Source organism: Kitasatospora sp. NPDC056076, from assembly GCF_042266305.1.
Taxonomy (GTDB): domain Bacteria; phylum Actinomycetota; class Actinomycetes; order Streptomycetales; family Streptomycetaceae; genus Kitasatospora.
In genome coordinates this window covers 158,500-181,351 of sequence record NZ_JBHJWG010000012.1, presented here as the reverse complement: position 1 = coordinate 181,351, position 22,852 = coordinate 158,500, and the positions used below count along the sequence as shown (strand labels likewise).

The window sequence follows — 22,852 nt, the reverse complement described above, 5'->3', positions numbered from 1 at the left end:
GTTCTTCGAGGCCAAGTCCTCCGACTTCTCCTGCACCAACAAGTACACCGTCGACCTCAAGCTCACCACCGCGATCGACGGCAGCACCACCTGGAGCAACTCCCCCGGCGTGGTGACCGGAGTCGGCTCGGCGGACGTCGGCGGCGCGGGGCAGAACGGCTGCGGCGGCACCACCCAGTTCGACTACGACGTCACCGGCGTCTACCGCCAGTACGCCCCCAGCCACGACAACCTCACCTTCGGCCTGTTCGCCCGCAACGAGTCCAACGCGGCGGCGTTCAAGCGCATGACCTACAACCCGGCCGTCGTGGTCGAGTACGACCGGGTGCCCAACACCCCGACCAACCCGTACGCCTGGCCGGCCCCCTCGACGGCCGTGCCGTGGGCCGAGAACCAGGGCTGTGACGGCCAGTCGATCGGGTGGATCAACTCCGGCTCCGGCTTCAACGGGTCCGTCACCCTCAACGGGACGGTCAGCAGCAACGCGCAGAGCTCGCTGTTCGCCTGGACCCACATCTGGGACTACGCGGACCTGAGCGCCGACGTCGACTCCGGCTACACCCCCGAGGTGGCCAACGGCGGGAACGCGGTCTTCCAGGTGAAGCCGGGCGTGATCAAGGAGGGCCACGTCTACGGCTGGGGCACCATGGCCACCGACAAGCTGGTCCAGATGTCCGCCTCGACCCCGATGTGCCGCTTCGGCGTCGACCTGACCCCGCCGACCCTCACCGTCCCGGACGCCAACACCGTCCTGCCGGCCGCCGACCTCGCGGACAGGTTCCCGCCGTCCGGCAACGGCCAGGTCACCAAGAAGCACGTCGGCGAGCAGGGCCTCGTCCCCTTCACCGCCACCGACCCGGCGCCGGGCGGCAACGCCTCCGGCGTGGTCTGCGCCCGCTGGGGCTGGGACCCTCAGCTCGCCAACGTCGGCTGGTCGTGCGGCGGTTCGATGCCGCAGGGCGGGATCCCGGTCACCCCCGGCCGCTGGGGCACCAACATCCTGTACCTGCAGGTGATGGACAACGCCCGCAACGTCTCCCCGGTCGCCCAGTACTCCTTCTACGTGCCGTGGAACCCGGACGGCCCGCCGCCGGTCTTCGGTGACGTCACCGGTGACGGCGCGCCCGACATCCTCGCGCCCGACCAGGCCGGCTACCTGCGGGCGTACAACCCGCCGGGCAACCCGAACGCCAAGAGCCCGTCCGTCTCGGCCGTCTCCATCCCGGCGGAGGCGCCCGGCGGCAAGGGGTGGAACGGCATCCAGCTGACCCACCGCGGCACCCTCACCGGCGGCAACAACATCGACGACGTGATCGCCCACGCACCCGGCGCGGGCGAACTCTGGGTCTACCCGAACCCGGGCAACACCGGCGTCTACGGCCGGATCGACAAGCCCGTCCCGCTCGCCAAGCCCAAGTGCGCCAAGACCGCCACCGAGGACTGCTCCTGGCTGACCACCACCGGCTACAACGCCACCGACTGGTCCACCACCCTGCGCATCGCCGCCCTCGGCGACCCCGTCAACACCGACCTCGACCCCAAGCTCGGCTTCAAGAACAAGACCGGCCTGCTCACCGTCGAGACCACCAACAACGGCACCGACGCCGCCCTCTGGTACTACCCCGCCACCAACGCCAACACCCTCGGCAAGCCCGTCCGACTCGCCACCACCGGCTGGAAGGACAAGGAACTCATCACCCCCGGCGACTGGGCCAAGCAGGGCCACCCCGGCCTCTTCACCCGCAACCTCGCCGCCTCCACCGACGCCGCCAAGGACGACCTCAACGGCCTCACCTTCACCACCGGCACCGTCCTGGCCACCGACAACCAGGGCCAGCCCGTCAACGACCCCACCGGCAAGCCCCTGATGGTCCCCACCCTCACCGGCATCGCCACCACCACCAAGATCGGCGGGGTGCCCAGCGACACCTGGACCACCCTCGGTTCGGACGGTGACATCACCGGCAGCGGCAACGCCGCCCTCTGGGGCACCAAGGCCGACGGCTCCGTCGACATCTGGTGGGGCAAGGTCACCACCCCGGGCAACCCGACCGCCGGCTACACCTGGCAGGTCGGCCCCAACACCATCGCCAACACCGCCGTCAACCCGTCCCAGTGGGTGCTCGACGGCCGCACCAGCGGCGACACCGGCGACACCAACAAGCTCTACCGCAACGGCGACGACCCCAAGAACAGCTACCCGACCGGGGCCACGCTGACCGCGGACCACAACCGCACCGCCAACAAGGCCACTGCCTTCGACGGAGCGTCGGTCTACCGCACCACCGCCCCCGTCAACAGCGGTCTCGACACCTCCCGCAGCTACAGCGTCTCGGCCTGGATCAAGGTCAACAACCTCGACAACTTCCAGACCGCCGTCTCCCTCACCGGTGACGTGGCCAGCCCGTTCTACCTGCAGTACTCGAAGACCTTCCACAACTGGGCCTTCGTCGCTCCCAGCAGCGACAGCACCAACCCGACGGCCTGGTACTCCGCCTACGACCGCAGCGGCCGCACCAACGCCACGGTCGGCCAGTGGACCCACCTGACCGGCACGTTCAACGCCGACACCTCGACCATCACGCTGTACGTCAACGGCGCGGCCGTCGGTTCCGACAAGATGCCCAGCGGCTGGAAGCCTGCCCCCGGCAGCCTGAACGTCGGCGGCGCCGCCTACAACAAGTCCGCCGCCAGTGACCTGGTCAACGGCGCGATCAGCGACGTCCGGGCCTACCCGTACGTGCTGACCGACCAGCAGGCCAACACGCTCGCCACCACCGACTCGGCCATCCAGATCCGCAGCGCTGTCGACAGCCGCAAGTGCCTGGACAACTGGGGCGGCAACGCCGGCGCCCAGCTCCGGATCTACGACTGCTGGAACGGCGAGGGCCAGCACTTCGTGATGACCAAGGACAACCGGATCAAGATGCCGATCTCCGGCCGCTGCCTCGGCACCGCGGACGCCGCGGCCGTCAACGGCACCCCGGTCGTCGCGCAGGACTGCGGCAGCAACCCGGCCTCCCAGGCCTGGGTCCGCCGCTTCGACAACTCGCTGTACAACCCGACGTCCGGCCTCTGCCTGGACCTCAACGGCTGGAACACCGCCAACGGCCAGGGCCTGGACGTCTGGCAGTGCGCCGACCAGGGGAACCACCACTGGATCTTCGAGGCCCAGCAGACGGTGTAACACCCGCAGGACCTCGTCACCGCACAGCGCTGTCCCCCGTCGGGAGTCCACCCGGCGGGGGACGGTGTCGTTCGGGCGACCGGCGCCGGACCTCCCCGGGGATTTTCCTCCGGCACCACCCGGTGTGATCAACCTGCTTCTCCGAGTAAGGTCCAGCCACGGCCGGGTACCGGTCGGTGACGAACCCTCCGGAGTCGAGGAGTGCGACCGTGCCCGAGCAGGACCGGCAGGCAGGCCAGTTCGAGCACCTGCGGCCGCGGATGCGGGCCCTCGCGTACCCGCTGCTGGGCTCGCACGCGGAGGCGGAGGCCGCGGTGCGGGAGGTGTGGGTCAGGCTCGGCCGGATCGATCCGGAGGAGGTGGCGGACCTCGCCGAGTGGTTGGCCACGGTGACCGGGCGGGTCTGCCTGGGCCTGCTGGGTGCGCGGGACGCCCGGCCGCGGCGGGCGCCGGAGGCGGTGGCCGGGCCCGCGCGCCCGGTGCCGTCGGACGGGTCGGTCGGGCCCGCGCTGCTGGCCGCGCTGGAGGCGCTGGCCCCGGCCGAGCGGGTCGCCTTCGTGCTGCACGAGGTGTTCCGCCTGCCCGTCGACCTGGTCGCGACCGCCCTCGACCGGACCACCGCGGACACCCGCGGGCTCGCCGAGCAGGCCCGCCACCGGGTGCACGGGCCCCGTGCGACGGGTGCCGGGGGCAGCCCGGCCGGCCGGCGGCGGTGGACGTTCTCGGTGCGGCGCCCCGCCACGGGGACCGGGCGGCACTGACGGCCCTGCGGCCCCGCGGCCCGGCACGGGTCACTGCGGCCCAGCTGCGCCGGTCAGCTGCCCGCGGTGTCCAGGCGGTGGCGCTGGTCCGCGTCGAGGACCAGGTCCAGGGCGGCCAGGCTCTCCTCCAGGTGGGCGACCGAGCCGGCGCCGATCACCGGGACGGTGGGGACGGGGTGCCCGATCAGCCAGGCCAGGACGACCTGGTTGACGGTGGCGCCGGTCTCCTGCGCGACCTCGGCCAGGGCCGCGAGCCGGGCGTCCGTCCCCGGCCAGCGGTACTCCTCGCGCAGGGGGCGGTCGGGGCGGGTGTAGGAGCCGCCGAGGAGCGGCGAGTAGGCGAGCAGAGTGAGGTCCGGCCGGTCCGCGAGGTGGGCCAGCAGGGCCCGGTCGGCGTGCCGCTGGATGCCGAGGTCCGCGCCGGGCCGGGGCTGGAGGTAGCTGTGGCGCTGCTGGACGCACCGGTAGCCGGGCCAGCCGCGCGCGTCGGCGAGGTCGTTGGCCGCGGCGAGGTCGGCGGCGCGGTGGTTGCTGCAGCCGAGGGCGGTGACCTTGCCGTCGGCGACCAGGCCGGCGAAGGCGCCCATGGTCTCCTCGACGGGGGTGGCCGGGTCCGTGACGTGGGCGTAGTAGAGGTCGATCCGGTCCGTGCCGAGCCGGCGCAGGCTGCCCTCGGCCGCGCTGCGCAGGGCGGGGGCGGAGAGGCCTTCGAGGTGTTCGGGGTAGGGCAGTCCGGGGACGGGACGGGCGCCCGCCTTGGTGGCGAGGACGAGCCGGTCGCGGTTGCGGCGGCGGGCGGTCCAGCGGCCGAGGAGCTCCTCGCTCTCGTGGCCGGTGCCGCCGGGGGCCCAGAACGCGTAGTTGTTCGCGGTGTCGATGAAACTCCCGCCGGCCTCGGTGAACCGGTCGAGGATCGCGGTGGCGGTCCGCTCGTCGACGGTGGTGCCGAAGGTCATCGCGCCGAGGCACAGCGCGCTGACCTTCGGCCCGTCAACTCCCAGGCTGCGGTGCAGCATCGGTGGTCCCCTCCCCTGGTCCGAGGGATCGACCCTACGGCGTCCGCCGCCCGGCCGCGAGCACGATCCCGGCGCAGGCGCTGCCCAGCAGGGCGCCGGCCAGGACGTCGCCCGGGTAGTGGACGCCGGTGTGCACCCGGGAGTAGCCGACGGCGGCGGCGAGCAGGCCGAGCGGGGTGGCGGTGGCGGGCAGCAGGGTGCCGACGGCGGTGGCCAGGGCGAAGGCGGAGGCGGTGTGGCCGGAGGGGAAGGAGGCGCTGGCCGGCATCGGGACGTGCCGGCCCAGCACCACCCGGGCGGCCTCCCGGTCCGGGCGGGGCCGGCGGACCAGCTGCTTGCCGAGGACATTGGCGGTGAAGGAGGCGAGGGCGACGGCGGCCGCGCCGGTGAGCCCGGCGCGGCGGCAGCGGCCGGGGACGAGCGCCAGGGCGGCGGCGACGGCGAGGTTGATCTTCGAGTGGTCGGCGGCCGCGGAGAGGGTGCGCAGGGCGGAGTCGAGGGCGGGGGTGTCGGTGGCGGCGACGGCGGCGTAGAGCGCCGCGTCGAGTGCGGTGAGGTCGCGCAGGACCGGGCCGGTCACCGGTGGCCCCCGGAGGGCCGGGCGGCCCGCGCCGGGTGCGTGCCCGCCCCGGACAGGGCCAGCCGGGTGACGTCGCGCCAGTCCAGCGGGTGGGCGTGGGGCCGCTGGGCCGGGTCGGCGCCGGGGCGCTCGCGCGGGACGCGGACCCGCAGGGCGCGGTGCCGCAGGGTGCAGACCACCGGGGTCGGCAGGGTCAGCGCCTCGCCGTCGACGGCGACGGCGATCTCGGGGACGTCGGCGTGCACGGTGACCTGCCGTGCCGAGAGCAGGGTCAGTGCGGCGGCCCGCTCGCCGAGCAGGACGAGTTCGGCGGCCTGGGCGGCGCCGTCGACCCGGACGCCGACCACGCCCAGCAGGCCCTCGTCCAGCCGGGGGCGGCGGCCGAGGTCGACGGGGTCGGGGGCGGCGTACGGGTTGTTGCTGACGAGCAGGGCCTGCGGGGCGTCGATGCGGTGCCCGTCGGCGCGGGCGGTGAGCGTGGGCCCGGCCTCGCCGGTCAGCAGGTCGGGCAGGGCGCCGAGGGCGGTGGCGGTCTTGGCGTCGCGGTACTCGGGGCTCTGCACGATCTCGGCGTAGGCGCCGAAGGAGACGGTGTTGACGAAGGTCCGGTCGCCGACCCGGCCCAGGTCGACGGTGAGTTCGACGCCGTCGCGGAGGGCGTCGAGGCAGGTGGCGGGGTCGGTGCGGTCGAGGCCGAGGTCCATCGCGAAGTGGTTGCGGGTCCCGGCGGAGACGACCAGGAACGGCAGGCCGTGTTCGGCGGCGACGGCCGCGACCAGGGCCTGGGTGCCGTCGCCGCCGGCCACGCCGAGCAGGTCGGCGCCGTCGGCGATCGCCCGGCGGGCGAGTTCGGCGACGTCCTGCTCGGCGGAGGTGTCCAGCAGCACCACCCGGGCGCCCAGTTCCTCGGCGCGCCGGACCAGGTCGAAGCGTTCGACCTTCCCGCCGCCGGACTTCGGGTTCATGATCAGGACGGGCTGCCGCGGCGGCGGGGTCTCCCGGGCGGGCATCGGGCGCGGCGGCCGGGCGGCGCGCAGCGCGGCGCGGCCGCACGCGAGGGCGGCGAGCCAGAGGGCCACGGCGGTCACCGTGAGCGCCAGCACCCCGGCGTCGTAGGCGAGCAGGACGCCGGCGGCCGGCGCGGCGACGGCCAGCAGCGCGCCGATCAGCCGCCACAGGGCCCGCCGGGTGATCGCCCACCAGACGCCGACGGCGGTGACCACCAGGCCGACGAACTCGGCGAGCAGCACCAGCGGCCCGTGCGGGCCGGTGAAGGCGAGCACGACCACGGCGGCCAGTGCGCACAGCAGGGCGAGCCGCGCGAGTCGGCGCGGTCGGCGCCGGTCCACCACGTCCGCCACGTCCGCCACACCCTTCACCGACCCGCTCCCCGTCGACCCGCCCGCCGTCGACCTCGACCCGCCCGCCATCGGCCCGCCCTCCTCCGTTCGGCCCCGTCCGGTCCGGTCACCGTAACCTGAGGGCCCGTTCGGGGCGCGTCGAACGGGCCGTGCGGCGCGGCCGGTTCAGGGGCCCGGCGGGCCGCTCCCGAATGTCCAAAAACAATTCCGGGGCCGCCCGCCGGGGGCCCCGCCCCGGAGAATCCGTCCGGACGCCCTGACGAAGCCAGCACGTATACGAAGCATCTGCGTCAGCCATGGTCAGCCCAGGATCACGTACGATAGCGCGGGGGTTATGGCGAGAATTCGCCGGGCGTACAGAAACCTCCCGCACGGACTGTCCGGTTAATGCTGTGACTGTAGTGTCCACGGGGGAATCTGGTGTATACCAATACGCTGAGCGCGTTTCGGTTGACGGGGAGGAAGGCATGCTGCTACGGCTGCTGGGGTCGGTCGAACTGGTCCATGAGGGGCGCTCGCTGGACCTGGGGGGCCCGCGGCAGCGGGTGGTCCTGGCGATGCTCGGACTGAACGTCGACCGGACCGTCTCCACCGAACAGCTGATCGACGCGGTGTGGGGGGACGCACCGCCGACCACGGCCCGCGGACAGATCCAGGTCGCCGTCTCCACCCTGCGCAAACGTTTCACCCAGGCCGGCCGACCGGAGGCGATCACCACCCGCTCCCCCGGCTACGCGCTGGAGCTGGAGCCCGCCGACGTGGACGGCCTGGAGTTCGAGCGGCTGGTCGCGCTCGCCCGGGAGGAGGGCGGCGCGGGCCGCGTCGAACGGGCGGCCGCCACCATGCGCGAGGCGCTGGCCCTGTGGCGCGGACCGGCGCTGGACGGGGTGCCCGGCGAGCTGGCCCAGCGGGCCGCGACCCACCTGGACGACCGGCGGCTGACCGTCCTGGAGGAACGCGTCCGGCTGGACCTGCTGCTCGGCCGGCACGGCGAGCTGGGCGCCGAACTCGCCTCGCTGACCGCCCGCCACCCGCTCCGGGAGCGGCTGTACGGGCACCTGATGCTGGCGCTGTACCGCTCGGGCCGGCAGGCGGACGCGCTGGAGGCGTTCCAGCGGGCGCGCCGGGCCCTGGTGGAGGAGATCGGCATCGAGCCGGGCCAGGAGCTGCGGGAGCTGGAGCGGGCGATCCTGTGCCAGTCCCCCGGACTGGACCTGCCGGGGCACCGCGACGGGCACGCCCGGCACACCGCCGCCGACCCGGCCGCACCGCCGCTCGCCCCCGCACCGGCGCCCGTACCCCCGGTGCCCCTGGTGTCCGTGGCGCCGCTGTCGCCACCGCCCGCCGACCGGGGCACGGCGGACCCGGGCTCCGCTCCCCCGCCCGCGCCCACGGCTCCCGCCGCCCCCGCCGCGCACCCCGGCCACCTCGTCCACACCGGCCAGGCCACCCACACCACCCACACCGTCCAGGCCACCCTCACCACGCACCCGGCACACCCCGCCGCCGAGGCCGCCTTCCGCCTCACCCCCCGCCAACTCCCGGCCAGCATCAGCGACTTCATCGGCCGCCGGAGCCAGCTCGACGAGATCAAGAAGCTGATCGTGCCCTACGCCGGCACCCAGGCCCCCGGCTACGCGGTGCCGATCGTCAACATCTGCGGCCCGGGCGGGGTCGGCAAGTCCGCGCTGGCGGTGCGCGCCGCGCACGAGGCCGGCGCCCACTTCCCGGACGGCCACCTCTACGCCGACCTGCACACCCCGACCACCGAGCCGGGCGCCCCCGGCGAGGGCGGCGAGGGCCGGACCGGGACGCTGCTCGCCCGCTTCCTGCGGGCGGTCGGGGTGCCGGCCAAGGCGATACCGGAGGACCCCCAGGAGCGGGCCGAGATGTACCGCAGCCGGCTGGCCGACAGCCGGGTCCTGGTGGTCCTGGACGGGGTGACCAGCGCGGAGCAGGTGACGCCGCTGCTGCCGGGCAGCGCGAGCTGCGCGGTGCTCGCGACCAGCCGGGTCCGGCTGTCCCGCGTCCCGGGGATCCACCGGGTGGACGTCGAGGTGTTCGACATGTCCAACGCGCTGGACCTGCTCGCCGGGATCATCGGCAGACCGCGGGTCCAGGCCGAACTGGACACCGCCGTCGAGCTGGTGCACCTGTGCGACGGGCTGCCGCTGGCGCTGCGGATCGCCGGCGCCCGGCTGGCCTCGCACCCGCACTGGCCGGTGGAGCGGCTGGTCCGGCGGCTGCGCAACGAGCGCCGCCGGCTGGACGAGCTCAGCCACCACGGCCTCGAACTGCGCTCCACCATCAGCCTCACCTACCGCGCCCTGCCGCCCTCGGCGCAGCGGCTGTTCCGGCTGTTCTCCCTGGTCCAGCTGCCGGACGCGCCCGCCTGGATCGCGGCGGCGCTGCTGGACTGCGATCCGTACACCGCCGAGGACACCCTCGACCTGCTGGTCGAGGCCCAGGTGATGGACATCGTCCAGTACCCGAACCAGCCGGGGCCGCGCTACCGCTTCCACGACCTGGTCCGCGCCTACGCCCACGAGCAGCTGGTGGCCACCGAGGACGCGGCCGAGCGGGAGGCCGCGCTGACCCGGATGCTGGGCGGCTGGCTGGCCCTGGCCGAGGACGCCCACCGCCGGGAGTACGGCGGCGACTACACCGTCATCCACGGCACGGCCGAACGCTGGCGGCCGCCGTTGGAGGGCCGCCCCGGCGCGGCCGGGACCGGGGTGGACGGCTGGGACACCGAGCGGCTGGCCCTGGTGACGGCCGTACGGCAGGCCGCCGCGGCCGGGCTGGACGAACTCTGCTGGGACCTCGCGCTCACCTCGGTCACCCTGTTCGAGGCCAAGGGGCACTTCGACGACTGGGAGGAGACCTCCCGGCTGGCCCAGGAGGCGGCCGTCCGGGCGGGCAACACGGTCGGCCGGGCCGCGATGCTCTACTCGCTCGGGACCCTGCACATGTTCCAGACCCGGCACGAGCAGGCCCAGGAGCACTTCGCGCTCGCCCGGGAGCTGTTCGAGGCGGCCGGGCACGACCACGGACGGGCCCTGGTGCTGCGCAACGACGCCTTCCTGGACGGGGTGCGCGGCGACGACCTGGCGATGCGGGAGAAGTACGACGAGGCGCTGACCGTGATGCGGCTGGTCGGCGACCGGATCGGCGAGGCCCACATCCTGCGCAGCCTGGCCGGCTGGTGGATGACGGCGGGCCGGCCCGAGCAGGCCCGCACCCTGCTGGAACAGGCCCTGGTGATCTGCCGGGCGGAGCACTGCGTCCGGGTGGAGGCCCAGGTGCTGCAACGCTTCGCCGAGCTGCACCTGTCGGCCGAGCGGACGGACCTGGCCGAGGACGCCCTGCGGGAGGTGTTGCGGATCGTCCGGGCCGGCGGCGACCGGATCGGCGAGGCCTACGCGCTGCACGGCCTCGGCACGGTGCACCGCCGGGAGGGCAGGCTGGACGGCGCGGTGGACACCCTGACCCGGGCGCTGGAGCTGTCCCGACAGGTCGGCGAGCGGGCCGTGGAGGGCCGCTCGCGCTACGCGCTGGCCGAGATCGCGCTCCGCCGGGCCGACCGCGCCCAGGCCGCCGGGCACCTCAAGGCCTGCCGGACGCTGTTCACCGAACTCGGGTCCAAGCCCTGGCTGGAGCGCACCGAGGACCTGCTGGCCGAGTCGCGGCGCAGCCCCGAACCGGCCGCCGAGGCCGGACCGGCGCTGCGCCTGGGGAGCCGCCCGGACCGCTGCTGACGGCGGACCACCGCCCGGCCCGTCCTGCCTACTGTCCTGCCGCGAGGGGCTGTTCGTCCGCCGCCCGCCCGATCAGCTCGGCCAGCTCCGCCACGGCCAGGCTGCCGGGCTCGCGGCGCTCCCGTACCCAGCGGTGCACCAGCTCCTGGAGCAGCTCGTTGACGGGCGTCGGCACCCCGCAGCCGCGCCCCAGCAGCACGACCTCCCCGTTCAGGTAGTCCACCTCGGCGGACCGGCCGCCCCGCTTGAGGCTCTGCCAGGTCGAGCCGTGCCCGGCCCCCGGGTCCGACGGCCGGCGCTCGACCGCGCCGAGGCGCAGTTCGGTCAGCTCCTCGGGCGTCGCGAACGCGATGTCCGAACGCTCCAGCACCGCGACGGCCTCGGCCCGCGCCCGGGCGGCCAGCTCCGCGGATTCGGCCCCGGGCCGCTGCCCGCACAGCGCGTCGACGGCGTTGGCCAGGTTGTCGACCAGCTTGCCGTACTTCCAATACAGCACGTCCTCGTCCAGCACGGCCCGGAAGTCGGCCAGGTGCAGGTCCCTGGCGATCTGCCGGACGGTGTCGTCGACACCGTCCGGGTAGCGGCCCAGGACCAGGGCGCCGGTGCGCGGCCCGCACCAGGTGCGCACCTCGCCCGGGGTGAGGAAGGCGGCCGGCAGCACGACCATGGCGCCGTACACCCGGCGGAAGTGCCGCAGCGCCAGCCGCTCGTTCTCCACCCCATTCTGGAGGCAGACCAGCGGCAGCCGGGCGCCGGCCCGCGCACCGGCCGGGCCGACCGGGCGGTCGGCCCAGTCGGCCAGCGCGGCCGCGGTGTCCTGGGTCTTGACGGCCAGCAGCAGGACGTCGCCCTCGCGCAGCTCGACCTCCTGCGGACCGGCGGCCACCGGGATCCGGGCGGTGTCCGCCCCCGCCGGGCCGTGCACGGTCAGCCCGTGCTCGCGCAGCGCCGCGCCGTGCTCGCCGCGCGCGACCAGGACCACCTGCCGCCCGGCCCGGTGCAGCCGCGCGCCGACCACGCCGCCGACCGCCCCGGCGCCGATCACGATGTACCGCTCGTCCATCGACTCCTACTCCTCCCAGCTGATCCCGTTCGCGTACCACGCGGCCAACTCATCGGCGTTGGCGGCGATTTCGGCCGCGTCCCGGCCAATGATCACATAGCCGCCGAGGTAGTCCCCGGACTTCTCGCCGCCGTGGTAGCGGTGTCCGACCGTGCCCTTGATCCGCTCCTCGACCACGAAGGACGGCGGGTCCTGCGGCAGCCCGGTCAATCGGCCCTGCCCGGGGTAGAACAGCACCCAGCCGCCGGAGCCGCCCGGCGGCACGGCCCGCAGCTCCTCGGCCCGGGGGATCCGCTCGCCGAGCTGGGCGGCGAACCAGCGCTGGTCCAGGTCGAAGCCGGTGGCGGCGCGGATCGCCCCGGTGGTGCGGGCCCCGCCGGTCCGGCTGGCGACCTCGCAGAGCACCAGACGGTCGTCGGGGGTCAGGAAGACCTCCAGGTGGAAGTTGGTGCAGTCCGGCGTCGGGAGCACCGCCAGCACCGTCTCGGCGTACTCGATCAGGCGCTCCACCAGCGGCTCGCCCCGGTTCATCTGGGCCGAGCCGAGGTAGCCGCCGGAGTGGAAGGTGAGGCAGTCGTTGAGGTAGTGCGAGACGAACACGGCGGCCAACCGGCCCTCGGTGACCAGGCCGTCGACGACGTACATCCGGCCGTCGACGAAGCGCTCCACCTCGGCGTGCTCGGGCAGGCCCCCGGCGAGCAGTTCGGTGAGGTCGGCCTCGTCGCGCAGCACCACGGTGCCCTTGGAGCCGGAGCCCAGAGCGGGCTTCACCACCACCGGGTAGCCGTGCTCGCGGAGGAAGCCGAACAGGTCGAGGGCGACCCGCACCGGCGCGAACTCCGGTACGTCCAGGCCCTTCTCGCGCAGCATCGTCTTCATCAGGACCTTGTCGCGGAAGGCCAGGGCGCTGTCCCAGTGCTGGCCGGGCAGGCCGAGCAGCTCGCGCAGCCGGGCGGCCCGCAGCACGTCCCGCTCGCCTCGGGCGATCACCGCGGCGAAGTCCTGGTCGGCCAACTCCATGGCCACCCGCTCCAGTTCACTGCCGCCGTGGTAGCCGGAGATCGACCGGGCGGCCGGCAGGTGGGCGTACTGCGGGTACTTCTCCTCGGAGACCAGCAGGGTCAGCCGGACGCCGAGTTCGGCCGCCCAGACGTCGTACGGGGTGTCGGCGTGGTCGCTGTCCACCAGCACCAGGGCGTGCGGGGCGGTCGCCCCGGTGGCCGGCTGCTGCGGCGGTCGTGCTTCCGTCTCCATTGCTCCTCCAGTCGGATGGTGGGCGGGGGCCGGCTCCCGGCCGGGGTCAACTCCCGACGGGGGCCGACTCCCGCGCCGGGGGTCAACTCCCGCGCCGGGGTCAGCTCCTGGCCAGGGCGGGCTGGTCCACCGGCTGCATCACGCCGTGCAGGTGGACCAGGCTGTCGCCCGGCGCGCCCCGGCGGACCTCCGTGACGGCGGCCGTGACCACGTGGTGGTCGCCCAGGGTGCGGACGTCGTGCCGGGTGCAGACCAGCCAGCTCAGGCAGCCGTCGAGCAGCGGGACCTGGTGCGGCCCGGGGTGCCAGCGGGTGTCCGGGCCGAAGCGGTCGGCGCCCGGGGTGGCGAACAGCCGGGCCAGCTCCTGCTGGTGGGCGCCGAGGATCTGGACGCCGAACCACTCGCTGTCCCGGACCCGCGGCCAGGTGCTGGACGTCTCCGCCAGGGCGAAGGAGACCAGGGCCGGGCTGGCGCTGACCGAGGTGAAGGAGGTGATCGTCACCCCGACCGGCCCGGGCGCGGTGAGCACCGCGATCCCGGCCGCGTGCGGGCGCAGCGCGGCGCGCAGTTCCTTGGCGTCGACGCTCACTCGGCGACCCCCGGGCCGGGGGCCGGGGCGGCGCCGACCAGCCGGTCCGGGCGGGCCGCGATGGTGGCCAGGGTGCGGGCCGGCGGGCCGGTCTCGGCGGGCGCGGTCCGGATCGCGATCCGGGCGGCGAGGGCGCTCGCCCGCTCGGCCGCGTCCCGGCCGTCCCGGCCGCGGGCCAGCACCAGGCCGCAGCGGTCGTAGGACCAGGCGATCGGCACCACGGTGTCGCCCGGGGCGACGCTCACCGAGGCGTCGACGACCGCCGGGTCGGCGAGCACCCCGTCCAGGCCCTCGACCGAGGCGACCACGCCGGGTTCGGCGGTCAGGAAGCGGATCGAGGCGCCGCAGGACGGCTCCCCGGGCCGGACCGGGTCGGTGCGCCCGGCGTACCAGAGGAAGGCCAGGGCGTCGGTGTCGATCCCGTAGACCTCCTTCACCAGGTCGGTGATCCGGTCCCCGCCGCGCCGGCTGTGCGACTCGACCAGCCGGGGCCCCTGTTCGGTGAGGATCACCTCGGTGTGCGCGGGGCCGTCGGCCAGGCCGACGGTGTCGAGCATCGCGAAGACCAGGTCCTCGACCCGGCGGGCGGTGGCGTCCTCCAGCGGGGCGGGCTGGGTGTGGCCGACCTCGACGAAGGAGGCGAGCTTCTCCTTGGCCGTGAAGGCGAGCACCACGTGCCGGCCGGCGTAGCTGAAGGTCTCCACGCTGATCTCGGTGCCCGACAGGAACTGCTCCATCAGGAAGGAGTGCAGTCCGAAGCCGGCCGCCCAGGCGCCCGCCTCGTCGACGGCGGCGAGGTCCTCGACGAAGCGCACCCCGAGGCTGCCGGAGCCGTAGCGCGGCTTGATCACGGTCGGGCCGTGCTCGGCCACGAAGGCGCGGATGTCCTCGGTGCCGTGCCCGATCCGGGCCGCGACGGCGTCCACGCCGCGCTCGGCGAGCAGGGTGCGGAAGGCCAGCTTGTCCTGGAGCACCTGGACGAGGTCCAGCCCGTTGCCGGGCAGGCCGAGCCGGGTGGTCGCGGCGGCGGCCGGCTCCAGGCCGTCCTCGATGATCGAGACCACCCGGACCAGCGGGCGGGACCGGTGCACGGTGGCGAGCAGTTCGGCGACGGCGGCGGGCTCCCGGTAGTCCGTCAGGTAGGCCTCGGCGACGTGCGCCAGGCCGGCCGGGTCCAGCTCCTGCGGCCCGTACACCCAGACGATCTCGAAGCCCGCGGCGCGCACCTTGCGCAGGGTGGCGGGGGTGCCGCCGATCACGGCGATCCGCGGCGCGGGCGCGCCCTCGGCGGGGCTGGTGCGCTCGCTCATGACCGCAGCTCCCGTCCGGCCTCGGACTCCAGCCAGCGGACCAGCTCGACGTTGTCGGCCTGCTCCGGCAGCTTCTCCCGGGCGTCCTCCCAGAGCGCCCGGCAGGCCCGGCCCAGGTCGGAGCGGCCGCCGGCGTCCGCCAGCAGCCGGTCGGCGATCCGCAGGTCCTTGAGCATCAGCCGCAGGGCGAAGCCGGAGTCGAAGGTGCCGGTCAGCACGTGCGCCGGGAACTTGGTCTCGGAGGCGTGGTTGCGGCCGGTGGAGGCGTTCACCACCTCCAGCATGACGGCCGGTTCGAGGCCGAACGCCCGCCCCGCGAGCAGGACTTCGGCGGTGGCGGCGAGGCTGACCGAGGACAGCAGGTTGTTCAGCGCCTTCAACGCGTGGCCGGCGCCGGACGGGCCGACCCGGTACACCCGGCCGAGGGTGGTGAGCGCCGGCTCGGCCAGGTCGAGGGCCTGCGGGTCGCCGGCCGCCATCAGGGTCAGCTCGCCGCCGCGGGCCGCCGCCGGGCTGCCGGAGACCGGGGCGTCCACCACGTGCACGCCGTACCGGGCGGCCAGTTCGCGCAGTTCCCGGGTGTCGGCCGGGTCGCTGGAGCCGGTGTCGACCAGCACCGAGCCGGCCGCCATGGCCGGCAGCAGCTGCTCGGCGACGGCCCGGACGGCGGCGCCGTCCGGCAGCATGGTGACCACGACCGGCGCGGCCAGGCCGGCGGGCGCGGCCGCGGCGGTGATGCCGCTCTGCTCGGCCGCCCGTTCGGCGGCGGCGGCGTCCAGGTCGAAGGCCGCCACCTCGAAACCGGCCTCGGCCAGGCGCCGGCACATGCCGCCGCCCATCGTCCCGAGTCCGGCGAATCCGATCCGCATGGTCGGTCTCCCTACGTTCGCATCCATCACGTTGTCGTCAATTCGGTTTCCCGGGACGGGAGTTTGGCGTGCCCGGCGAGCGCGACCCGCTCCGCCGCGGCACCGGTCAGCGCGAACACCGCGGCCGCGCCGATCCAGCCGACCGCGCCGGAGCCGAGCAGCAGCCCGGTGACCACCACCGGTCCGAGCACCCGCTGGCCGGCCAGGCCGAGGCCGAACACGGCCAGGTAGCGGCCGCGCGCCTCGGGCGGGGCGAGCTCGATGGACAGGCTCCAGGTGGCCGAGGTGCTGACCACCTCGCCCACCGACAGCGCCACGATCGCCAGCACCAGCATCAGGACGGACGCCGCGCCGTGCACCGCGCCCGCCGCGGCGAAGCACAGGCTGCAGGCGGCCAGCGCGATCCCGCCCCACAGCAGCATCCGGCTGCTGCGCCGCACCTCGTCGGCGAGCCGGCTCACCGGCAGCTGGGCGACCACCACCAGGACGGTGTTGAGCGCGTACAGCACCGACACGGTGGCGTGCGGGGCGGTGGTGTGGTCCAGCACCCAGACCGGCATCGCCACCAGCAGCAGCACGTCGAAGAAGGACAACAGGAAGTTCAGGCCGGTCAGCGCCAGGTAGTGGCGGTCCGGCAGGGCCCGGGGGCCGCCGCCGACGGGGGTGGCGGCGGCGGCCGGTCGGGGCGGGGCGGGCACCCGCAGGACCAGGACGGCGCCGCCCAGGAACGCCGCGGTGATCAGCACCATGGTGATCCGGTACGCCTCGACGGTGTCGAGGGTGAGCGTCACCCCGCCGGCCATGGCGCCGAGCCCCAGGCCGATGTTGCGCACCACGTTGACCAGGCCGAGCAGCCGGCTGCGGTCGCGCTGCTGCGGCAGCGCGGCCGCGACCAGGGCCTGGAGCACCGGCGGGCCGGCCCGGTCGAAGGCCACCGAGAAGAGGGTGACCAGCAGGTACTGCCAGAGGTCCGTCACGAACGCGAAGGCGAGGAAGCAGAGTCCGCGCCCCGCGTACACGGTGGCGAGCACCCGCCGGGCGCCGTGCCGGTCGGCGAGCACCCCGGCCAGCAGCGAGCCGGCCAGGGCGGCGGCGCCGGCCACCGCGAGGCCGGTCGCCACCTGGTTGGCGGACAGCCCGACGTGCCGGGTGAACCAGGCGATCGAGCTGGCCGTGAACAGGCCGATGCCCAGGGACTGGACGAGTGCGGCCAGGGCCAGTCGGCGCCCTTCGGCGGAGAGCTCCCGCAGACCGACCGGCCGCCGCATCACTCGACCCCGAAGTCGAAGTCGACCAGTTCGGTCAGCTCCATCTCGCGCACGATCCGGCGGATGCCGGAGAAGTCGCGCACCAGCAGGTTGCTGCCCGCGGCCCGCCGGCAGTCCTCGACGATCTCGTCGGCCTTCTCGAACCCGGCGTGCTTGAGGATGCCGGGCCAGACCGCGAAGTCCTGGGCGACGAAGGCGTTCAGGGCCTCGGGCAGGGCGCCGACGAAGGCCCGCTGCTGCTCCTTGTTCAGGTGGGTGTAGAGGCCCTTGGCGACCTCGACCATCACGGAGGAGTGGGCGGACTCGTCGCGGGCGTGCAGCCGGGGCACCAGCGCGTGCAGCGGCTGGACGGTCTCGTCCCGGGAGAGCAGCTCCAGGTAGGCGTTGACGCTGATCTCCGAGACGGTCGTCCAGACCAGCTTGAGGAGGTCGCGCTCCCACTTCTCGGAGACCTTGGCCTCGGCCTCCAGCAGCCGCCGGTAGGTGACGGTGTGCGGGTAGGCCGGCTCGGCGGTCACCTCGCGCAGCTCCCGGGTGCGCTGCATGGCGACCATGTGCATGTAGGTGTGCCACACCTCGTCGACGTGGGTCTGCTGCACCGCCCGCTTGGTGTGCACGCCGTCGGCGCCGGGGAAGACGCCGTGCATGATCATCGCGAAGGTCGGGTTGGCGACGTACTCCTCGGCCGCGATGACCCGCTCGTTGTAGACCAGCCAGGCCAGCGTCTGCACGGTCCGCCGCTGCTCCGGGGTGGCGGCCAGCCAGAGCGGGTGCTCGGCGAAGGGCAGCAGCCGCTCGGGGTAGTCGGGCAGCGCGGCGTCGTACTCCGCGGGGTCCGGGTCGGTGATCCGGTCCAGGTCGGTGCGGACGGTGGCGCGGCGCGGCCAGGACGCGGCGAGCCGGCGCAGCACCGTCTCGTCGATTCCGTGGGCGTGGTCGTCGGGCCCGTCCGCGGCCTCCGGGGCGCCGGGGGTGTCGAGGTCGTGCAGCAGATCGGTCATCGGTCCTCCTCCTTGCGGGACACCGCGTCGATGACGTCGGCGAGCAGCGTGATGCCGTGCGTCAGCCGGTCCTCGGCGAGCACGATCGGCGGCATGATCTTGAGCACCTGGCCGCGCGCACCGGTGGTCTCCACCAGCAGCCCGGCGGCGAACGCGGCGCGCGAGACCTTGTCCGCGAGGGCGGGGTCGGTGAAGCCGAGGCCGCGGATCAGGCCCCGGCCGCGCGGGGTGCAGCCGAGCGCGGCGAAGCGCCGGGCGAGGTCGGCCAGCAGGCCGTCCAGCACCTTCACCCGGGCGGCCAGGCCCTCGGTGAACGCCGGGTCGGCCCAGTGGTCCAGGACGGCGGCGGCGGTGACGAAGGCCAGGTTGTTGCCGCGGAAGGTGCCGCTGTGCTCGCCCGGGCCGAGCTGGTCCAGCTCCGGCTTGACCAGCACCAGCGCCATCGGCAGCCCGTAGCCGCTGATCGACTTGGACAGGCACACCAGGTCCGGGGTGATGCCGGACTCCTCGAAGCTGAAGAAGGTGCCGGTCCGGCCGCAGCCGGCCTGGATGTCGTCGACGATCAGCAGGATGTCCCGCTCCCGGGCGACCTGCGCCAGCCGGCGCAGCCACTCGGGGGTCGCGGTGGCCAGGCCGCCCTCGCCCTGCACGGTCTCCACCACGAAGGCCGCGGGCTTGTCCATGCCGCTGCCCGGGTCGTCGAGCATCCGGGTCAGGTAGTCGATGGTGTCGACGCCCTCGCCGGCGAAGCCCTCGTACGGCATCCGCACCACGTTGCCCAGCGGGACGCCGGCCGCGTCGCGCTTGAAGGCGGTGGCGGAGGCGGCGAGCGCGCCGAGCGAGAGGCCGTGGAAGCCGCCGGTGAAGGCGACGATGTCGGTGCGGCCGGTGACCCGGCGGGCCGTCTTGAACGCGGACTCGATCGCGTTGGTGCCGGTCGGGCCGGTGAACTGGACCCGGTAGGAGAGGCCGCGCGGGGCCAGCACGACCTCCTGGAAGCGCTCCAGGAAGCGGCGCTTGGCGCCGGTGTGCAGGTCCAGCCCGTGCACCGGGCCGTCCGCGAGCAGGTAGTCCACCAGCGCCTGGCGGGCGTCGGCCGGGTTGTGACCGTAGTTCAGCGCGCCGGCGCCGGACAGGAAGTCCAGGTACTCGCGGCCGTCCTCGTCCCACATCCGGTGCCCGCTGGCCCGGGTGAAGACCGCCGGGAAGCGCCGGCAGTAGGTGCGGATCGCGGACTCCAGCTGGTCGAAGACCTCGGTGCCGGAGGAGGGGCCGGTGGGCAGGGTGGTCGTCATCGGGCGCTCCAGGGCTCGGTCGCGGAGATCCGCTCGGTCTCCTCGGGGGTCAGGACGGTGCGCGGCGACAGCGGGAAGCTGCCGTCCAGGGTGAGCCCGATCAGCTCGCGCAGGCGGTCCGCGATCAGGTCCGGGGTGTAGCGGGTCGGGGCCTCGGCGGCCTCGATCACCGCGGTCGGCGGGAAGAACCGGCCGCCGCGGGCCGGGCGGACCACCGCGTCCCAGACGTTGAGGCTCTGTCCGCCCCACTCGGCCCGGCCGCTGAACACCGAGTACAGCGGGATGCCGGCGGCGTGCGGGCGGCTCAGCGCCCGGTTGACGGGCTCGCTGACCATCTCGACGATCAGGCCGGCCGCGCCCGCGTCCCGCACCCGGCGGGCCTGGGCGAACATCCGCTCCGCGTCCTCGACGCTGTCGCCGTGCCGGCTCAGCTCGCCGCGCTGCGGGGTGTAGCCGAGGTGGCCGAGGGTGGTGCCGCCGGTCAGCGCGAGCGCCTCCAGGCAGTCGAGGTCGCCGTCGCCGGCCAGCTCGACCTTCACCGCGTCGGCGCCCGCCGCCCGGAACCGCTCGCCGGCGGCGAGGGCGGCCGCGGGGCTTGCGGTCGCGCCGTCCGGCAGGTCGGCCAGCAGGAAGGGCCGGCGGTGGGCCGGGAAGTGCGCGTCGATCGCCTCGCGTACCTCGGCGACCAGCCCGGTCAGGGTGGCCATCGCCCACTCGCGCTCGGCGTCGTCGGCCAGCGCGGTGCTCGGGCGGCCCAGGTGGGTCATGAAGTAGGAGTCGCCGACCATCACGCACTCCAGCGGGCAGTCGGCCAGTTCGGGCGCCTCCAGCGCCCGGGCCAGGCCCTCCACCTCGTAGCCCCGGTAGGCGTTGACCTTGAGGCCGACGCGCGACGGCGCGTCGTAGCGGCGCAGGAACGGAGCCAGGCCGGAATGCTCCAGGACCACCGTGTCAGTGCTCATCGATGCCCTCCCCGTAGATCTTGTTGATGCGGTCGATCGCCTCCGCCACCAGCGGCGGCGTGGCGGCGGTGAAGCAGAGCCGGGCCCAGTCGGCGCAGTGGGCGCCGAACACCCGGCCGGGGGCCAGTCCCACGCCCAGTTCGGCGCAGCGGCGGACGAAGCGTTCGCCGTCGCCGTAGGCGGCCAGGTCGAGGAAGGTGTACAGCCCGCCGGAGACCGCGGTGTGCGGGACCTCCAGCTTGGAGTCCGCGAGCCACCAGGCCGCGGCGGCCCGGTCGCGGCGGCGGGTGAGCTCCTCGGCCGGGGTGCGCAGCGCCTCGTACGCGGCGAACTGGGCCGCGGTGGAGACCGAGTAGAGCGAGTGCAGGGACCACTTGGTGAGCGCCTCGGCCAGGCCGGGCGGCGAGACCAGGAAGCCCACCCGGGCGCCCGGCATCGCGTAGGTCTTGCTGCAGCTGTACACCGAGAAGGTGCGCTCGGCGGCCCGCCCGACGGTGGCCGGGTCGACGAAGCCGGTCCGGGTGAAGTCGTAGTTCTCGTAGGCGTTGTCGGCGATCAGCCACAGGTCGTGCCGCTCGGCCAGCTCGGTGAGCGCCGCCAGCTGGGCCTCGCTGAGCCGGTAGCCGGTCGGGTTGTTGGGGTTGTTGAAGTAGATCGCCCGGGTGCGGTCGGTCACCGCCCGCTCGATCACCGACAGGAAGTCGAAGTCGGCGTCGGCGCTGAGCTCCAGGAAGACCGGCACCTCGCGCGGCACCCCGCCGGCCGCCCACACCAGGCCGGTGGCGAACAGCCACTGCGGGGACAGCACCAGCACCTCGTCGCCCTGGCCCAGGATCGCGTGCAGCAGCACCGAGATGGCGTGGGTGCCGCCGTTGCTGACCAGCACCTGCGCGGGCTCGACCGGGCTGCCGCGGCGGGCCGCCAGGTGCTCGGCGAAGGCCTCGCGCAGCTGTCGGACGCCGCCGGGCGGGGCGTGCTGGTGGGCGGCGGTGGCGAACTCCTCGGCGTTCCACGGCCGGGGGCGGGCGCAGGGCTCGAAGACCGTCTTGCCCTGGTGCAGGCCGATCGGGGCCAGGTCGCCGCTGCGGCTGAGCAGTTCCTCGACCTGGACCAGGGGCGAGGGGGGAATCTCTCTGAGGTCTCGTGCCAGTGACGGCATGCTCGGATGCTCCTCGGGTTCTCGGATGACGTGCGAGCTGTTCAGACGTTCTCGGCGCGGGCGGCGGCGCCGTGGGCGGGGCGGTCCAGGCCGAGGTTCTCGCGCAGCGTGGTGCCCTCGTACTCGGTGCGGAACAGGCCGCGGCGCTGGAGTTCGGGGACGACGAGGTCGGCGAAGTCGGTCAGGCCGTCCGGCAGCACCGGCGGCATCACGTTGTAGCCGTCGGCCGCGCCGCCGGTGAACCACTCCTCCATCGCGTCCGCGATCTCCTCCGGGGTGCCGATCAGCACCCGGTGGCCGCGGCCCCCGGAGACGGACTGGTAGAGCTGCTTGATGGTCAGCCCCTCGCGCCGCGCCTTGTCGTAGACCAGCCGCTGCCGGCTGGTGCTGCCCTGGGTCTCGGGCAGTTCGGGCAGCGGGCCGTCCACCGGGCTGCCGGAGACGTCGACGTCGCCGAGCAGCTGGGTGAGCAGGCCGAACCCGACCACCGGGTCGACGAGTTCCTGAAGTACGGCGTACTTGTCCTCGGCCTCGGCGCGGGTGCGGCCGACCACCGGGAACAGCCCCGGCATGATCTTCACCTGCTCCGGGTCGCGCCCGTGCGCCCGGACCTGCTCGCCCATCGCCCGGTAGAAGGCCTGCCCCTCCTCCAGGGTCTGGCTGGCGGTGAAGATCACCTCGGCCCACCGGGCCGCGAAGTCCTGGCCGTCGGCGGAGGCGCCGGCCTGGATCAGCACCGGGTAGCCCTGCGGCGGGCGGGACACGTTGAGCGGGCCGGCGACCGAGAAGTGCTCGCCCTTGTGGCCGAGGACGTGCAGCTTCTCGGGCCGGAAGAACTGCCCGCCGTCCTTGTCGAAGAGGAAGGCGTCGTCCTCCCAGCTGTCCCACAGCCCGGTGACCACCTCCATGAACTCGCGGGCCCGGTGGTAGCGGGCGCCGTGGTCCGGCTGGGAGTCCCGGTTGAAGTTGCGGGCCTCGGCGTCGGTCACCGAGGTGACGATGTTCCAGGCCGCCCGGCCCGCGCTCAGGTGGTCGATCGAGGCGAACTTGCGGGCCAGGTGGAACGGCTCGTTGTAGGTGGTCGAGGCGGTCGCGGCCAGGCCGATCCGCTCGGTGTGCACCGAGAGCGCGGACAGCAGGGTGATCGGGTCGAACTGCAGGAACCGTCCCCAGCGGCTGAGTTCGTCGGCGTCCTGGTACGGCGTGCGGATGCCGACGCCGTCCGCGACGAAGAACATGTCGAACTTGGCCCGCTCGGCCGTGCGCACCAGGTCCCGGTAGTGGCCGAAGTCCAGGCCGCCGTCGGCCCGCGCCGCCGGGTGCCGCCAGGAGGCGACGTGGTACCCGGGGACGAGCATGAACGCCCCCAGCTTCATCATCCGGCGTGTCCCGCCCATGACCTTTTCCTCCCTGTCCGTT

The 22,852-nt window shown here is 74.3% G+C and carries 17 protein-coding genes; 3 read left to right on the top strand and 14 right to left on the bottom strand.

The genetic code is table 11. From position 1 onward, the window contains the following. Positions 1-3,187, top strand: a 3,187-nt coding sequence (locus tag ACFC1T_RS13010) for a LamG-like jellyroll fold domain-containing protein (RefSeq protein ID WP_375887338.1), incomplete at its 5' end; no start/stop codon positions are given. Positions 3,188-3,396: 209 nt separating this feature from the next. Further along, positions 3,397-3,948, top strand: a complete 552-nt coding sequence (locus ACFC1T_RS13005; protein ID WP_375887336.1) for a hypothetical protein — start codon at positions 3,397-3,399, stop codon at positions 3,946-3,948. A gap of 53 nt (positions 3,949-4,001) precedes the next feature. Here ACFC1T_RS13005 and ACFC1T_RS13000 read toward each other — a convergent pair whose 3' ends face one another. The 3 genes from ACFC1T_RS13000 to ACFC1T_RS12990 are packed head-to-tail and all read right to left on the bottom strand — an operon-like array spanning position 4,002 to position 6,923. Continuing rightward, complete coding sequence (locus ACFC1T_RS13000; protein ID WP_375887333.1) at positions 4,002-4,964, bottom strand: aldo/keto reductase; 963 nt, start codon at positions 4,962-4,964, stop codon at positions 4,002-4,004. Between the two features lie 34 nt (positions 4,965-4,998). Beyond that, positions 4,999-5,544 carry a phosphatase PAP2 family protein gene (locus ACFC1T_RS12995; RefSeq protein WP_375887331.1) on the bottom strand — a complete coding sequence of 182 codons (546 nt, stop codon included), beginning with the start codon at positions 5,542-5,544 and terminating at the stop codon, positions 4,999-5,001. Then, positions 5,541-6,923 (bottom strand): diacylglycerol/lipid kinase family protein, encoded by a 1,383-nt coding sequence (locus ACFC1T_RS12990; RefSeq protein ID WP_375887329.1) that lies wholly within the window; start codon positions 6,921-6,923, stop codon positions 5,541-5,543. The genes ACFC1T_RS12995 and ACFC1T_RS12990 overlap by 4 nt, the downstream gene beginning before the upstream one ends. A 449-nt stretch (positions 6,924-7,372) precedes the next feature. Here ACFC1T_RS12990 and ACFC1T_RS12985 point away from each other — a divergent pair, with 449 nt between their 5' ends. Continuing rightward, the gene (locus ACFC1T_RS12985) at positions 7,373-10,663 is read left to right on the top strand and encodes a BTAD domain-containing putative transcriptional regulator (protein WP_375887326.1); all 3,291 of its coding nucleotides are present in this window, start codon (positions 7,373-7,375) and stop codon (positions 10,661-10,663) included. 28 nt (positions 10,664-10,691) lie between these two features. Here ACFC1T_RS12985 and ACFC1T_RS12980 read toward each other — a convergent pair whose 3' ends face one another. From ACFC1T_RS12980 to ACFC1T_RS12930, 11 genes are all read right to left on the bottom strand, one after another. Continuing rightward, positions 10,692-11,726, bottom strand: a complete 1,035-nt coding sequence (locus ACFC1T_RS12980) for a ketopantoate reductase family protein (protein WP_375887323.1) — start codon at positions 11,724-11,726, stop codon at positions 10,692-10,694. Positions 11,727-11,732: 6 nt separating this feature from the next. Next, positions 11,733-12,980: an acetyl-CoA carboxylase biotin carboxylase subunit family protein gene (locus tag ACFC1T_RS12975; RefSeq protein WP_375887322.1), complete on the bottom strand. Its 1,248-nt coding sequence runs from the start codon at positions 12,978-12,980 to the stop codon at positions 11,733-11,735. 100 nt (positions 12,981-13,080) lie between these two features. Further along, positions 13,081-13,569 carry a flavin reductase family protein gene (locus ACFC1T_RS12970; protein WP_375887320.1) on the bottom strand — a complete coding sequence of 163 codons (489 nt, stop codon included), beginning with the start codon at positions 13,567-13,569 and terminating at the stop codon, positions 13,081-13,083. Continuing rightward, positions 13,566-14,879: an ATP-grasp domain-containing protein gene (locus ACFC1T_RS12965; RefSeq protein WP_375887318.1), complete on the bottom strand. Its 1,314-nt coding sequence runs from the start codon at positions 14,877-14,879 to the stop codon at positions 13,566-13,568. The genes ACFC1T_RS12970 and ACFC1T_RS12965 overlap by 4 nt, the downstream gene beginning before the upstream one ends. Next, positions 14,876-15,748, bottom strand: a complete 873-nt coding sequence (locus ACFC1T_RS12960; RefSeq protein ID WP_375887315.1) for an NAD(P)-dependent oxidoreductase — start codon at positions 15,746-15,748, stop codon at positions 14,876-14,878. Before ACFC1T_RS12960 ends, ACFC1T_RS12965 begins: the two co-directional genes overlap by 4 nt. Positions 15,749-15,774: 26 nt before the next feature. Then, positions 15,775-17,016 carry an MFS transporter gene (locus ACFC1T_RS12955; RefSeq protein ID WP_375887313.1) on the bottom strand — a complete coding sequence of 414 codons (1,242 nt, stop codon included), beginning with the start codon at positions 17,014-17,016 and terminating at the stop codon, positions 15,775-15,777. Next, the gene (locus tag ACFC1T_RS12950) at positions 17,016-18,017 is read right to left on the bottom strand and encodes a diiron oxygenase (RefSeq protein ID WP_375887310.1); all 1,002 of its coding nucleotides are present in this window, start codon (positions 18,015-18,017) and stop codon (positions 17,016-17,018) included. The genes ACFC1T_RS12955 and ACFC1T_RS12950 overlap by 1 nt, the downstream gene beginning before the upstream one ends. Beyond that, complete coding sequence (gene ectB / locus ACFC1T_RS12945; RefSeq protein ID WP_375887307.1) at positions 18,014-19,312, bottom strand: diaminobutyrate--2-oxoglutarate transaminase; 1,299 nt, start codon at positions 19,310-19,312, stop codon at positions 18,014-18,016. The genes ACFC1T_RS12950 and ectB overlap by 4 nt, the downstream gene beginning before the upstream one ends. Beyond that, positions 19,309-20,274: a 3-methyl-2-oxobutanoate hydroxymethyltransferase gene (locus tag ACFC1T_RS12940; protein WP_375887305.1), complete on the bottom strand. Its 966-nt coding sequence runs from the start codon at positions 20,272-20,274 to the stop codon at positions 19,309-19,311. The genes ectB and ACFC1T_RS12940 overlap by 4 nt, the downstream gene beginning before the upstream one ends. Further along, entirely contained in the window at positions 20,264-21,433 is a 1,170-nt protein-coding gene (locus tag ACFC1T_RS12935) for a pyridoxal phosphate-dependent aminotransferase (protein ID WP_375887303.1), read from the bottom strand. The genes ACFC1T_RS12940 and ACFC1T_RS12935 overlap by 11 nt, the downstream gene beginning before the upstream one ends. Positions 21,434-21,474: 41 nt before the next feature. Beyond that, positions 21,475-22,830, bottom strand: a complete 1,356-nt coding sequence (locus ACFC1T_RS12930) for an LLM class flavin-dependent oxidoreductase (protein ID WP_375887300.1) — start codon at positions 22,828-22,830, stop codon at positions 21,475-21,477. Between the last annotated feature and the right edge of the window lie 22 nt (positions 22,831-22,852).